Raw genomic sequence first — 13310 nt, 5'->3', positions numbered from 1 at the left:
CCGGTCGGGTTCAGGGGGCTCGTCGGTCCCGGGCGCCTAGACCCTCGTCGTCCGTGTCGATCCACAGAGAGTCGTCGTACGGGGTGTCGGGGATGGTGACGAGATCGGGGCGCTTCTGTGCCGCGGGGGCGCTGGCCGCCGCGCGCAGCAGGGCCACGCTCTCGCGCAGGTGATCGCAGTCGGTGCGGACGCGGCGGATGTCCAGACCGTCGCTTCCGAGCTGCTGTTCCAGACGGCTCACCGACCTGTTCAGGTCGTCGAGGCACCGCTGCAGTGCTGTCAGGTCGTCGTGCACGGACATGACGTGACCTCGCTTCCGTCGGCCGCGCGGCCGTGGGTGGCAACGTTCATGCGCCTGCGAGTGTCGCGCGTCACACCTGTCGCTGTGAAGGGATGTGCACCGATTGGCCGAGGCGCATAGGTGCATCGCGTGGTGCGTTGCGCCGCACGGGTGGGGTTCCCGGCGTGGCCCGCCGTGTCGCCGCCCGTTGCCGAACCCTTTCCTCTTCAGTGGCCGCATAGATGTGATCAGCACCATATACCGCCAAAAGTGATCATAACCCCCGCGGCTCACGGAGGTAAGCAGAGATGTCCGACCAGCCACGACGCGCCCGCAGACAACCGATGGCCCCGCACGGCCTTTCCCGCGGAGCGCTGCGCTCGGTCATCTTCCTCACCGCGGGCGCGCTCGCGGTGACCGCCCTGGCGGGCTGCGCCTCCGAGGACCCCGCGGGCAAGCCGCTCGCCGGGCAGGACATCGCCCCCGCCGCCCGCTCCCTGGTCGCCGACGGCGGCACCCTGCGCTGGGCCGTCGACTCGGTGCCGGAGACCCTGAACACCTTCCAGGCCGACGCCGACGCCACCACTACCCGGGTCGCCCAGGCCGTCCTGCCGTCGATGTTCCGCCTCGACGAGCGCGGGCGCCCGGAACTGAACCCCGACTACCTGGAGTCCGCCAAGGTCGTCGGGACCGAGCCCAGGCAGGTCGTGCTGTACAAGCTCCACCAGCAGGCCGTCTGGAGCGACGGCCGCGAGATCGGCGCCGCCGACTTCGCCGCCCAGTGGCGCGCCCTGTCCGGCAAGGACTCCGCCTACTGGACCGCGCGCAACGCAGGCTACGAGCGCATCGAGCGGATCGAGCGCGGGGCCAACGACCTGGAGGTCAAGGTCACCTTCGCCCGGCCCTACGCCGACTGGCGCTCGCTGTTCTCGCCGCTGTACCCGAAGGACGTCATGGGCACCCCGGACGCCTTCAACGACGGCGCTCGCCGCAAGCTCAAGGTCACCGCCGGACCCTTCTCCGTCAAGAAGGTCGACCGCGAGGACGACGAGATCACCCTCACCCGCAATCCGCGCTGGTGGGGCAGCCAGGCCAAGCTGAACGAGATCGTGCTGCGCGCGGTGCCCCGCGACAAGCGGGCCGCGGCGCTGACCGCCGGCACGCTCGACCTGGCCGAGATCGACCCCGAGACGGTCCGCCGGATCGGGCTCGCCGCCCGCGCCGGCGGCAACGGCGCCGCCACCCCGCGCCAGAGCGCCACCCCCCTGGCCGGCCCCGGCAGCGACGGCTCCGACGAGGAGGCGGCCGAGGACGAGATCAGCGCGCGCAAGAAGGAGCGCCGGGCGCTCACCAAGGACGAACGCCGCCAGCAGGCCCTGCGCGGCTTCGAGGTGCGCCGCTCGCTGGAGCCCGCCTTCACCCAGCTCGCCCTCAACGGCGCCGACGGTCCGCTCGCCGACGAGCGGGTGCGCCGGGCGGTGGCCCGCGCGCTGGACCGCAAGGAGCTCGCCGGGGCCGTCCTGAAGCCGCTGGGACTGCCCGCGGAGCCCGTCGGCAGCCATCTGGCGCTCGCCGGACAGGCCGCCTACGCCGACAACAGCGGCGCGCTGGGCGGCCAGGACACCGCGGAGGCCCAGGCGCTGCTCGCGGACGCCGGGTGGGTGCGCGGCGGACCGGTGAAGCAGAAGAAGAACGAGAAGGCCGCAGGCGCCGAGGGCGAGCAGGACAGCGGGAAGAAGAAGGAGAGCAAGGAGAGCAAGGAGGAGAAGGAGAAGGAGTCCGGGGGCGGCGACGACGGCACGTACATCGTCGGTGACGACAAGGCGCCCGCCGAGGCGGACCGGGAGAAGAAGCGGCACGAGCTGAAGCAGGGCGGCGCGCCGGGCGCGTACGCCCCGAAGGGCACGGCGGCTCCCGCGGGCGCCGCGGCCGGAGCGCTGGCCAAGGACGGCAAGGCCCTGACGCTCCGCTTCGTGCTCCCCTCGGGCCCGGGCTCGCAGACGCTGCAGACGGTCGCGGAGCGCATCCGGCGGATGCTGGACCGGGTCGGCATCCGCACGGAGCTGTCCAAGGTGTCGGACGAGAGCTACTTCAAGGACCACATCGCCTCCGGCGAGTACGACCTGGCGCTGTACTCCTGGCCGGCCTCCGCCTTCCCGGCCACCGACGCCCGCCCGATCTACGCCAAGCCCGTCCCGGCCGCCGACGGCTCCCTGAACGTCGAGCAGAACTACACCCGGGTGGGCACCGACCAGGTGGACCAGCTGTTCGACCAAGCTGTCTCCACGCTGAACGAGGGCGAAACGAAGAGCCTCATCCGCAAGGCGGACTCGAGGATCTGGGCCGCGGCCGGCTCGATCCCGCTCTACCAGCGCCCTCAGCTGACGGCGGCGAGGAAGAACCTGGCCAACGCGGGTGCCTTCGGCTTCCAGACCCCGGTCTACGAGGACATGGGCTTCGTGAAGAAGGGCGCGCGACCGGCGGCGGGCCCGTCGAAGAAGTAGGGGTGACTTTTACGGGGCCGACGGTCGCCGTCGGCCCCGTAAACCCGCGTTCACCTGCACGGATGTATCCCGGCGCGCTTGCACACCGTGGGCCCCGTACCATGGGGTGAGGCCGTGGCATGTCAAGCCCGGCAGGGCCCGCGTAACACCTAGGTACGCGCAGGCCGTCCTCACACTCCGGGAGAACGCCGCAATATGGCCACGCGCCACGACATTCGTAACGTCGCCATCGTCGCTCACGTCGACCACGGCAAGACGACCATCGTCGATGCCATGCTCAAGCAGGCCGGCTCCTTCGCCGCGCACGCCGCCGAGTCCCTCGACGACCGCATGATGGACTCGAACGATCTGGAGCGTGAGAAGGGCATCACGATCCTGGCCAAGAACACGGCCGTCAAGTACCACCCGAAGGATGGCGGCGACGTCATCACCATCAACATCATCGACACCCCCGGCCACGCCGACTTCGGCGGTGAGGTCGAGCGCGGCCTGTCGATGGTGGACGCCGTCGTGCTGCTCGTGGACGCCTCCGAGGGCCCGCTGCCGCAGACCCGCTTCGTGCTCCGCAAGGCGCTCCAGCAGCGGCTGCCGGTCATCCTGTGCATCAACAAGACGGACCGGCCCGACTCCCGGATCGACGAGGTCGTCAACGAGACGTACGACCTCTTCCTCGACCTGGACGCCGACGAGGACCAGATCGAGTTCCCGATCGTCTACGCGTGCGGCCGTGACGGCATCGCCTCGCTGACCAAGCCGGAGGACGGCACCGTCCCGGCCGACTCGACCAGCCTGGAGCCGTTCTTCTCCACCATCCTGGAGCACGTCCCGGCCCCGACCTACGACGAGGCCGCCCCGCTGCAGGCGCACGTCACCAACCTGGACGCCGACAACTTCCTCGGCCGTATCGCGCTGCTGCGGGTCGAGCAGGGCGAGCTCAGGAAGGGCCAGACGGTCGCGTGGATCAAGCGTGACGGAACGATCAGCAACGTCCGCATCACCGAGCTGATGATGACCGAGGCGCTCACCCGCAGGCCCGCCGAGGTGGCCGGCCCCGGTGACATCTGCGCCGTCGCCGGTATCGCGGACATCATGATCGGCGAGACCCTCGCCGACCCCGAGAACCCCGTCGCGCTCCCGCTGATCACGGTCGACGAGCCGGCGATCTCCATGACCATCGGCACCAACACCTCCCCGCTGGTCGGCCGCGGCGGCACCGGCAAGGGCGCCGACGCCAAGGCGGCCGTCAAGGACCGCAAGGTCACCGCCCGCCAGGTCAAGGACCGCCTCGACCGCGAGCTGATCGGCAACGTCTCGCTCCGCGTCCTCGACACCGAGCGCCCCGACGCCTGGGAGGTCCAGGGCCGTGGTGAGCTCGCGCTCGCCATCCTGGTCGAGCAGATGCGCCGCGAGGGCTTCGAGCTGACCATCGGCAAGCCCCAGGTCGTCACCAAGGAGATCGACGGCAAGGTCTACGAGCCGGTCGAGCGCATGACGATCGACGTGCCCGAGGAGCACATGGGCGCGGTCACGCAGCTCATGGGCGTCCGCAAGGGCCGGATGGACAACATGTCCAACCACGGCTCCGGCTGGGTCCGCATGGAGTTCGTGGTGCCGTCCCGCGGACTCATCGGGTTCCGCACCGAGTTCCTGACCCAGACCCGCGGTACGGGTATCGGCCACTCCATCCACGAGGGCTTCGAGCCCTGGTTCGGCACGCTCCAGACCCGTAACAACGGTTCCCTGGTCGCCGACCGCGCCGGTGCCGTCACCGCGTTCGCGATGACGAACCTCCAGGAGCGCGGCGTGCTCTTCGTGGACCCGGGCACCGAGGTGTACGAGGGCATGATCGTCGGCGAGAACTCGCGCTCCGACGACATGGACGTCAACATCACCAAGGAGAAGAAGCTCACCAACATGCGGTCGTCCTCGGCCGATTCGTTCGAGGCGATCGTCCCGCCGCGCAAGCTCTCCCTGGAGCAGTCGCTGGAGTTCTGCCGCGACGACGAGTGCGTCGAGGTCACCCCGGAGGCCGTTCGCATCCGCAAGGTGAACCTGGACGCCCGCGAGCGCGCCCGCGCCGCGAGCCGAGCCAAGCACGGCTGACGCACCCTCACACAGAAGCCCCTCGGCAGCCGCCGAGGGGCTTCTGGTCGTGCGCCGAAGCCTCGGCTTCAGCGGCCCGTAACCCTTGTTCGAATATCGGTGCTCCGGAACTCAAGTTTCGGACGTGTAAACGGCAAAATTGAACTTAAATGTCTGATTTGACGGTTTGCCGTCTCACTTGTCAAGCGCGCGCAGGTGTCAATCTTTGCAATTTTTGCTCAAAATATTGACGGTAGGGAGATCCCTATGTCTTACGCCCTTGACGCGCGTTGATGCATTTGGCGACAGTTCCCCCAAACCGCAGAACCTGCCGGTAACTGTGCTGCGCTCAACTCTCCAACCCCCCGGGGGAAGAACACACATGACCAGTCCGACGAAGGCCGAGGGCTCCGGGTCCGCGGTCGCCTTGGACCCTGAACTCGAAGCAACCTCAGAGGTTGCCGACAAGCCAAAGAAGCTTGAGGGTCGATCTCCCGGGCAGTTGATGTGGCAGCGCTTCAGGCGTGACCGTACAGGGGTCTTCTGTGCCGGCGTAGTGATTTTTTTCTTCGTCGTGGCCTTGTGCGCGCCGTTGCTCACCGCGATCAGCGGCACCAACCCGTACACCCTGTACGGTCAGGATCCGACGTACGCGGACAAGCCGGTCCTGGACGAGTTCGGTCTTCCGCTCGGCTACTTCGGCGGAATGTCGGCCGATCACTGGTTCGGCGTGGAGCCGCAGTACGGCCGCGATCTGTTCGCCATGCTGGTGTACGGCATGCGGACGTCGCTGTTCATGGCGCTCGGAGTGTCGGTCCTGCTGACTGTGACCGGCGTGATCATCGGTCTGGTCGGCGGCTACTTCGCCGGTCGCACCGACTACTGGCTCGGCCGGGTCACGGACTTCTTCCTGTCCTTCCCGTCGCAGCTGTTCTTCATCGCCTTCATGCCCGTGGTGACCTCGTTCTTCGTGGACCCGCGGGACGAGACGCCCACGTACTTCCGGGCGCTGGCTATCCTGATCGTGCTGTGGGTGCTCGGCTGGATGGGTATGTCCCGTCTTGTCCGCTCGGTGGTACTGGCCCTGCGTGAGCGGGAGTTCATCGAGGCCGCCAAGGTGTCCGGGGCCTCACCGGGCCGGATCATCCGCAAGGAGGTCCTGCCGAACATCGTCACCCCGGTGCTGGTGCAGTTCACGTACCAGCTGCCCAGCACCATCCTCACCATCGCCTTCCTCTCCTTCGCGGGCGTCGGCTTCGTCGAGCCCACCCCGGACTGGGGGCGTCTGTTCGCCGCCGGCGCCGACTACACCCAGCAGGACCCAGCGTTCATCTTCTTCCCGGGTGTGGCGCTCGTGATCTTCATCCTGTGCTTCAACCTCCTCGGAGACTCGGTACGGGATGCCTTCGACCCCAAGTCCGGGCGCTGAGCCGTCCTTGGTGGGGGGTGGCTGCCGCCCCCACGTCGGCCTACCAGCCGCGTCAGGCAGTACATACGGACAACAACCGACAGGTAGGTGCATTCACCGCTATGAAGTCGTTCACCTCGCGCAGAGCGCGCGCCATCATGGTCGCCATCGCGGCCGGCTCCCTCGCGCTCACGGGCTGCTCGGAGAACACCGGAAACACCGGTGGGGAGAAGGGCGAGAGCCAGGACAAGGCCAAGGAGCAGTCCCAGGGTGTCGCCTACCTGGACGCCAAGGCTTCGACCGGTCCGGCCGAGGAGGTCCCCGGGGCCAAGCCGGGCGGCACCGTCACGGTCTACCAGGAGTCCGGTCTCTCGCACATGGACCCGGGCCAGATCTACGTCTCGGACGCCGGTCAGTTCGCCAACCTGGTCTTCCGTGGCCTGACCAACTTCGAGGAGGACGGCAAGGGCGGCGTCGCCGTCGTGGGTGACCTCGCGACCGACTCCGGTCAGTCGTCCAACGACAACAAGACCTGGACGTTCAAGCTGAAGGACGGCATCAAGGACGAGAACGGCAAGGAGATAACCTCCGCCGACGTCCGCCACACCGTCGAGCGCCTGTACGCCGAGTTCATCTTCGACGGCCCGACCTACCTCCAGACCTGGCTGAGCGGCCCGGACTACCGCAAGGAGCTGCCGGACGGCGGCTTCGGCAAGAAGCACCTGCCGGACTCGGTCCTGGAGACCCCGGACGACAAGACGATCGTCTTCCACTTCGACACCCCGCGTCCCGACCTGCCGATGACGCTGGCCATGCCGGGCTACTCCATCGTGCCGGAGGAGTCCGACACGAAGGAGAAGTACGACACGGCTCCGGTCGCCCTCGGCCCGTACAAGATCGCGGAGTTCAAGGCCGGCAAGACCCTGAAGCTCGTCAAGAACGAGAAGTGGGACCCGAAGACGGACTCGGTGCGTCACCAGTACGTGGACGGCTTCAACTTCGAGTTCGGCATCACCGAGTCGTCCCAGACCAAGCGTCTGATCTCCGACCAGGGTGACGCCAAGAACGCCATCCAGTTCACCGGCGGTGTCGACGCCACCCAGATCCAGGACGTCATCGGCGCCCCGGCCGTCAACAAGCGCACCATCAAGGGCTACCAGCCCTACGTGATGACGCTGACGTTCAACATGGACCGCGTCAAGAACAAGGCCGTCCGTGACGCCGCCACCTACGCGGTGAACTCCAAGTCGCTGATCGCCGGTGAGGGTGGCGCGTTCGGTGGCGACGTCGCCCCGAACCTGTTCGCCCCGACCCTGCCGGGCTACGACGCGAAGTACGACCCCTACGGCCGTCTGAAGACGCCGGCGGGCAACATCGAGAAGGCCAAGGAACTGCTCGCCGACGTTCCGGCGTCCGAGAAGAAGCTGGTCTTCGCCTACGCCAACTCCGAGGCGGGCCAGAAGCGCAAGGTCGCCATCGAGGACGCCCTCGGCAAGGTCGGCTTCGACGTCGTCTCCAAGGAGATCGACGCCGCGAGCTACTACGAGCAGATCGGCAAGCTCGACAACCCGTTCGACATCTACATCACCGGCTGGGGCCAGGACTGGCCGTCCGCCGCGACGGTCGTGACGCCGATCTACGACGGTGACCAGGTCGCCGACGGTGCGCCGAACTACTCCCACATCGACGACCCGAAGGTCCAGGAGCTGATCAATAAGGCCCTGACCGAGCAGCCGGAGAAGGCCGCCAAGACCTGGGAAGAGGCTCACAAGTACATCCTCGAGGAGGTCAACCCGGCCGCCCCGCTGTGGTACACCAAGCAGTTCCAGCTCTACGGCTCGAACGTCGGCGGTGCCCGCTACAGCACTGAGTCCAGCTACCTGGACGTGACTCGAGTGTTCCTGAAGTCGTAGCTCTCTACGGCTGTTCGCGGGGGCGCGCACCAGGCGGAGCGCGTCCCCGCGGTTCCGTGAACCCGTCCACCGTCTCCGCAGAGAGCAGCCCCCCGCCATGCTTCAGTTCATCCTCCGGCGCTCGGTCGGTGCCGTCGTCACCTTGTTCCTGATCGGCGCCGCAACCTTCTTCCTCTTCGTCGCCGCGCCGTCCGACTACGCCTCCCTGGCCTGTGGCAAGGACTGCTCGCCCGAGCGACTGGAGGACATCCGGCAGGCCCTCGGCCTCAACCAGCCGCTTGCCACGCAGTTCTGGGAGTTCATGTCCGGCATCGTGGCCGGCCGTGACTTCCCGCAGGGTGACTGCCCCGCCCCGTGCCTGGGCCGGTCGTTCTTCTACAACGACAACGTCACCGCCATCATCATGGACCGCCTCCCGCTGACCCTGTCCCTGACGGCCGGCGCCCTGGTCGTCTTCCTCGTCGTCGGAATCGGCGCGGGCATGGTGGCCGCCTACCGGCGGGGCACGATGATCGACAAGGCCGCCACCGGCGCGTCCATGGTGCTCAGCTCGTTCCAGATCTACTTCCTCGGCCCGATCGTGCTGCTGATCTTCGTCTACAGCACCGGCTGGGTGGAGAACCCGAAGTACGTCCCGTTCACCGACGACCCGTTCGGCTGGCTTGCCGGTCTGTGGATCCCCATGGCCGTCATGGCGACGATCTTCACCGGCCAGTACACCCGTATGGCGCGCTCCTCGATGATCGAGCAGCTGCAGGAGGAGCACGTGCGCACCGCCCGGGCCAAGGGCATGGGCAAGAAGTACGTGTTCTTCCGCTACGCCTGGCGCGGTTCGCTCATCCCGATCGTGACCATCCTCGGCATCGACCTCAGCTCGCTGCTCGGCGGCGGTGTCGTCACCGAACTCACCTTTGACCTTCAGGGGATCGGCCGCCTCGCCGTGGATGGAGCGGTCACGAAGGACCTCCCACTGACGATGGGCGTCATGCTGGTCGGAGCCTTCTTCATCCTGCTCCTCAACATCCTCGTCGACATCGCGTACGCCTGGATCGACCCGCGCGTCCGACTCTCCTAAGGAAGAACGAACCACCGTGACCACACTGACCAAAACCGAGGACGTCCCGGCCCCGACCGGGCCCGAGAGCTTCCTCTCGGTCCGTGACCTGCGGGTGCAGTTCTCCACCGAGGACGGCATCGTCAAGGCGGTCGACGGCCTTTCCTTCGATGTCGAACGCGGCAAGACCCTGGGCATCGTCGGCGAGTCGGGCTCCGGCAAGTCCGTCACCAACCTGACCGTCCTGGGCCTGCACAACCCGCGGACCACCACCATCGACGGCGAGATCGTCCTGGACGGCCAGGAGCTCGTCACCGCCAAGGAGAAGGAGCTGGAGAAGCTCCGCGGCAACAAGATGGCGATGATCTTCCAGGACCCGCTGACGGCGCTGTCGCCGTACTACACGGTGGGACGGCAGCTCTCCGAGCCGTACATGAAGCACATGGGGGCCTCCAAGAAGGAGGCCAAGGACCGGGCGATCCAGATGCTGGAGAAGGTCGGCATCCCGCAGCCCAAGGTGCGCTTCGACGACTACCCGCACCAGTTCTCCGGCGGTATGCGTCAGCGCGCGATGATCGCCATGGCCCTGATGTGCGACCCCGAACTGCTGATCGCCGACGAGCCGACCACCGCGCTCGACGTGACCGTGCAGGCGCAGATCCTCGACCTGCTGAAGGACCTGCAGCAGGAGTTCGGCTCCGCGATCGTCTTCATCACCCACGACCTCGGCGTCATCGCCAACATGGCCGACGACCTGCTGGTGATGTACGCGGGCCGGGCCGTCGAGCGCGGCTCCGTAAAGGAAGTGCTGCGCACCCCGAGGCACCCGTACACCTGGGGCCTGCTCAGCTCCATGCCGCGCCTGGACGGCGACATCGAGCAGGAACTGACACCGATCCCGGGCAGCCCGCCGTCGCTGCTGAACCCGCCGACCGGATGCCCCTTCCACCCGCGCTGCGCCTTCCGTGACAAGGTGCCCGGCAATCTGTGCAGCGAATCCCGGCCGCCCCTGGGCGAGGGCCGCGCCTCCGCCTGCCACCTCTCGGTGGAGCAGAAGCAGACCATCTTCATCGACGAGATCCAGCCCCGGCTGCGCTAGGGAGAACCGAGATCATGAGCGAGAACCTCACCCTCCCCGCACAGCAGGGCTCCACCACCTCCTCGGAGCCGCTCCTGGAGGTCACGGGCCTGACCAAGCACTTCCCCATCTACGGCGGCTTCCCGATCAAACGCAGGGTCGGCGCCGTCCAGGCCGTCGACGGCGTCGATCTGAGCGTCGGCGTGGGCGAGAGCCTGGGCCTGGTCGGCGAGTCGGGCTGTGGCAAGTCCACCACCGGGCGCCTGATCACCCGGCTTCTGGAGCCGACCGCGGGCCGGATCACGTACGCCGGTCAGGACATCACGCGTGCCACGCGCAGGCAGCTGGCGCCCGTACGGTCCGAGATCCAGATGATCTTCCAGGACCCGTACTCCTCGCTGAACCCGCGGCAGACCGTCGGCTCCATCATCAAGTCCCCGATGGAGGTCAACGGGATCAACCCCGAGGGCGGCCGGGAGAAGCGTGTCCGGGAGCTGCTGGAGCTGGTCGGTCTCAACCCCGAGCACTACAACCGCTTCCCGCACGAGTTCTCGGGCGGTCAGCGCCAGCGCATCGGTGTCGCCCGGGCGCTCGCGCTGAACCCCAAGCTGATCGTGGCCGACGAGCCGGTCTCGGCGCTGGACGTGTCCATCCAGGCGCAGGTGGTGAACCTGCTCCAGAAGGTCCAGGACGAGCTGGGCATCGCCTTCGTCTTCATCGCCCACGACCTCGCGATCGTGCGGCACTTCTCGCAGCGCGTGGCCGTCATGTATCTCGGCAAGGTGGTCGAGGTCGGCGACCGGGACTCCATCTACAACCGGCCCCGGCACCCCTACACCCACGCTCTGCTCTCTGCAGTGCCCGAGGTGCAGGTGGATGACGAGGTCGAGCAGCGGGAGCGGATCCGGCTCTACGGTGACGTCCCCTCGCCGATCTTCCCGCCGTCCGGCTGCCGGTTCCGCACCCGCTGCTGGAAGGCGCAGGACAAGTGCGCCACGGAGGAGCCCCCGCTCGTGCAGATCTCCGGCAACCGCGGCGGTCACCTGACGGCGTGCCACTTCCCGGAGGAGCCGACCACCGTGGCCCGCGACGAGGACGTCGTCATGGACCCGGCGCTCATCGCTCTCGAGGCCGACCAGGACTGAGTCCACTCTCCCTCTTCAGGGCCTGTCCACCGGAGCAGGTCGCACCCCGGCCGGGTGCGATCCGCTCCGGGGGCAGGCCCGTCGCGTTTGTAGCCCATAGGGCTGCAAGAGTGTGCGTTGTGTGGCATATCGGCCGATATTTGCCGGTAGTAGCCCAGCGTCCAGGCGCTGGAAACACAGCGCAAGCACAGCGCAGTCTGAGGAGGACTCCATGCGTGGAGCCACGCACGCCAAATGGGCCGCATGCGCGGCGGCGGTAGCGCTCGCGGCGTCGGCCTGCGGAGGCGGGGGCGGCGACAGCGGTGGGGACACCGGCGCGGTGCTGAGCTCCTCCTGGGGCGATCCGCAGAACCCGCTGGAGCCCGCCAACACCAATGAGGTGCAGGGCGGCAAGGTCCTCGACATGATCTTCCGCGGCCTCAAGCGGTACGACCCGGAGACCGGCGAGGCGACGGACATGCTCGCCGAGAAGATCGAGACGACCGACTCGCAGAACTTCACCGTCACCCTCAAGGACTGGTCCTTCAGCAACGGCGAGAAGGTCACCGCCAAGTCCTTCGTGGACGCCTGGAACTACGGCGCCAGCCTGAAGAACAACCAGAAGAACGCCTACTTCTTCAGCTACATCGAGGGCTACGACAAGACCCACCCCGAGGACGGCGGCAAGCAGAGCGCCGACACCCTCTCCGGGCTGAAGGTCGTCGACGACAAGACCTTCACCGTCAAGCTCAGCCAGAAGTTCTCCACGTTCCCCGAGACCCTCGGCTACCCGGCCTTCGCCCCGCTGCCGCAGGCGTTCTTCGACGACCGCGACGCCTGGCTGAGCAAGCCCGTCGGCAACGGCCCGTACACCGTCGACTCCTACGCCAAGGGCTCCCAGATGTCCCTGCGCACCTGGGACGCCTACCCCGGCGAGGACAAGGCGCAGAACGGCGGCGTCGACCTCAAGGTCTACACCGACAACAACACCGCCTACACCGACCTGATGGCCGGCAACCTCGACCTGGTCGACGACGTCCCCGCCGCCCAGCTCAAGAACGTCCAGGCCGACCTCGGCGACCGCTACCTCAACACCCCCGCCGGCATCATCCAGACGCTCGCCTTCCCTTACTACGACGACAAGTGGAACAAGGCCGGCATGGAGAAGGTCCGCACGGGCCTGTCCCGGGCCATCGACCGCGACCAGATCACCGAGACCATCTTCCAGAAGACCCGCACCCCGGCCACCGACTGGACCTCCCCGGTGCTCGGCGAGGACGGCGGCTTCAAGGAAGGGCTCTGCGGCGACGCCTGCGAGTACGACCCCGACGCGGCCAAGCAGCTCATCGAGGAGGGCGGCGGGCTCCCCGGCGGCCAGGTCAAGATCACGTACAACGCGGACACCGGCTCGCACAAGGACTGGGTGGACGCCGTCTGCAACTCCATCAACAACGCGCTCGACAACGAACGCGCCTGCGTCGGCAACCCGGTCGGCACCTTCGCCGACTTCCGCAGCCAGATCACCGACCTCAAGATGAGCGGCCCGTTCCGCGCGGGCTGGCAGATGGACTATCCGCTCATCCAGAACTTCCTCCAGCCGCTCTACTACACGAACGCCTCCTCCAACGACGGCAAGTGGTCCAACAAGGAGTTCGACGACCTCGTCGACCAGGCCAACGCCGAGACCGACACCGCCAAGGCGGTCGGCCTCTTCCAGGACGCCGAGGAGGTCGTACGGGACAACATGGCCGCCATCCCGCTCTGGTACCAGAACGGCAGCGCGGGCTACTCGGAGCGGCTGTCCGACGTGAAGCTCAACCCGTTCAGCGTCCCCGTCTACAACGAGATCAAGGTCGGCTGAGCGCCC

General features: G+C 67.5%; 9 protein-coding genes. 8 read left to right on the top strand and 1 reads right to left on the bottom strand.

The features are described 5' to 3' along the window. Positions 1-10: 10 nt before the first annotated feature. Positions 11-301 (bottom strand): hypothetical protein, encoded by a 291-nt coding sequence (locus ACWD11_RS01005; protein ID WP_389415110.1) that lies wholly within the window; start codon positions 299-301, stop codon positions 11-13. A gap of 323 nt (positions 302-624) precedes the next feature. Here ACWD11_RS01005 and ACWD11_RS01000 point away from each other — a divergent pair, with 323 nt between their 5' ends. From ACWD11_RS01000 to ACWD11_RS00965, 8 genes are all read left to right on the top strand, one after another. Then, positions 625-2784 (top strand): ABC transporter family substrate-binding protein, encoded by a 2160-nt coding sequence (locus ACWD11_RS01000; RefSeq protein WP_389415621.1) that lies wholly within the window; start codon positions 625-627, stop codon positions 2782-2784. A 195-nt stretch (positions 2785-2979) separates the two neighbouring features. Next, positions 2980-4887: a translational GTPase TypA gene (typA, locus tag ACWD11_RS00995; RefSeq protein WP_389415109.1), complete on the top strand. Its 1908-nt coding sequence runs from the start codon at positions 2980-2982 to the stop codon at positions 4885-4887. A gap of 361 nt (positions 4888-5248) precedes the next feature. Then, the gene (locus ACWD11_RS00990; protein WP_389415108.1) at positions 5249-6295 is read left to right on the top strand and encodes an ABC transporter permease; all 1047 of its coding nucleotides are present in this window, start codon (positions 5249-5251) and stop codon (positions 6293-6295) included. A 101-nt stretch (positions 6296-6396) separates the two neighbouring features. Beyond that, positions 6397-8187 (top strand): ABC transporter substrate-binding protein, encoded by a 1791-nt coding sequence (locus tag ACWD11_RS00985; protein ID WP_389415107.1) that lies wholly within the window; start codon positions 6397-6399, stop codon positions 8185-8187. Positions 8188-8284: 97 nt separating this feature from the next. Further along, complete coding sequence (locus ACWD11_RS00980; protein WP_389415106.1) at positions 8285-9262, top strand: ABC transporter permease; 978 nt, start codon at positions 8285-8287, stop codon at positions 9260-9262. Positions 9263-9278: 16 nt separating this feature from the next. Continuing rightward, a complete protein-coding gene (locus ACWD11_RS00975; protein ID WP_389415105.1) occupies positions 9279-10340 on the top strand; it encodes an ABC transporter ATP-binding protein in 1062 nt (353 codons plus the stop codon). A 14-nt stretch (positions 10341-10354) separates the two neighbouring features. Then, positions 10355-11464 (top strand): ABC transporter ATP-binding protein, encoded by a 1110-nt coding sequence (locus tag ACWD11_RS00970; RefSeq protein WP_451280513.1) that lies wholly within the window; start codon positions 10355-10357, stop codon positions 11462-11464. A 211-nt stretch (positions 11465-11675) separates the two neighbouring features. Next, positions 11676-13304 carry a peptide ABC transporter substrate-binding protein gene (locus ACWD11_RS00965; RefSeq protein WP_389415103.1) on the top strand — a complete coding sequence of 543 codons (1629 nt, stop codon included), beginning with the start codon at positions 11676-11678 and terminating at the stop codon, positions 13302-13304. Positions 13305-13310: the final 6 nt, after the last annotated feature.

It is taken from the genome of Streptomyces sp. NPDC002776, assembly GCF_053592195.1.
The sequence above is the reverse complement of the archived record's forward strand: the minus strand, read 5'-3'. Positions and strand labels throughout refer to the sequence as shown.

What these genes read in the sequence shown, in the direction of transcription:
- ACWD11_RS01005 (WP_389415110.1), bottom strand. Translation starts at nt 301, where the DNA reads ATGTCCGTGCACGACGACCTGACAGCACTGCAGCGGTGCCTCGACGAC.
- ACWD11_RS00970 (WP_451280513.1), top strand. Translation starts at nt 10,355, where the DNA reads ATGAGCGAGAACCTCACCCTCCCCGCACAGCAGGGCTCCACCACCTCC.
- ACWD11_RS00985 (WP_389415107.1), top strand. Translation starts at nt 6,397, where the DNA reads ATGAAGTCGTTCACCTCGCGCAGAGCGCGCGCCATCATGGTCGCCATC.
- ACWD11_RS00965 (WP_389415103.1), top strand. Translation starts at nt 11,676, where the DNA reads ATGCGTGGAGCCACGCACGCCAAATGGGCCGCATGCGCGGCGGCGGTA.
- ACWD11_RS00980 (WP_389415106.1), top strand. Translation starts at nt 8,285, where the DNA reads ATGCTTCAGTTCATCCTCCGGCGCTCGGTCGGTGCCGTCGTCACCTTG.
- ACWD11_RS00990 (WP_389415108.1), top strand. Translation starts at nt 5,249, where the DNA reads ATGACCAGTCCGACGAAGGCCGAGGGCTCCGGGTCCGCGGTCGCCTTG.
- ACWD11_RS01000 (WP_389415621.1), top strand. Translation starts at nt 625, where the DNA reads ATGGCCCCGCACGGCCTTTCCCGCGGAGCGCTGCGCTCGGTCATCTTC.
- typA (WP_389415109.1), top strand. Translation starts at nt 2,980, where the DNA reads ATGGCCACGCGCCACGACATTCGTAACGTCGCCATCGTCGCTCACGTC.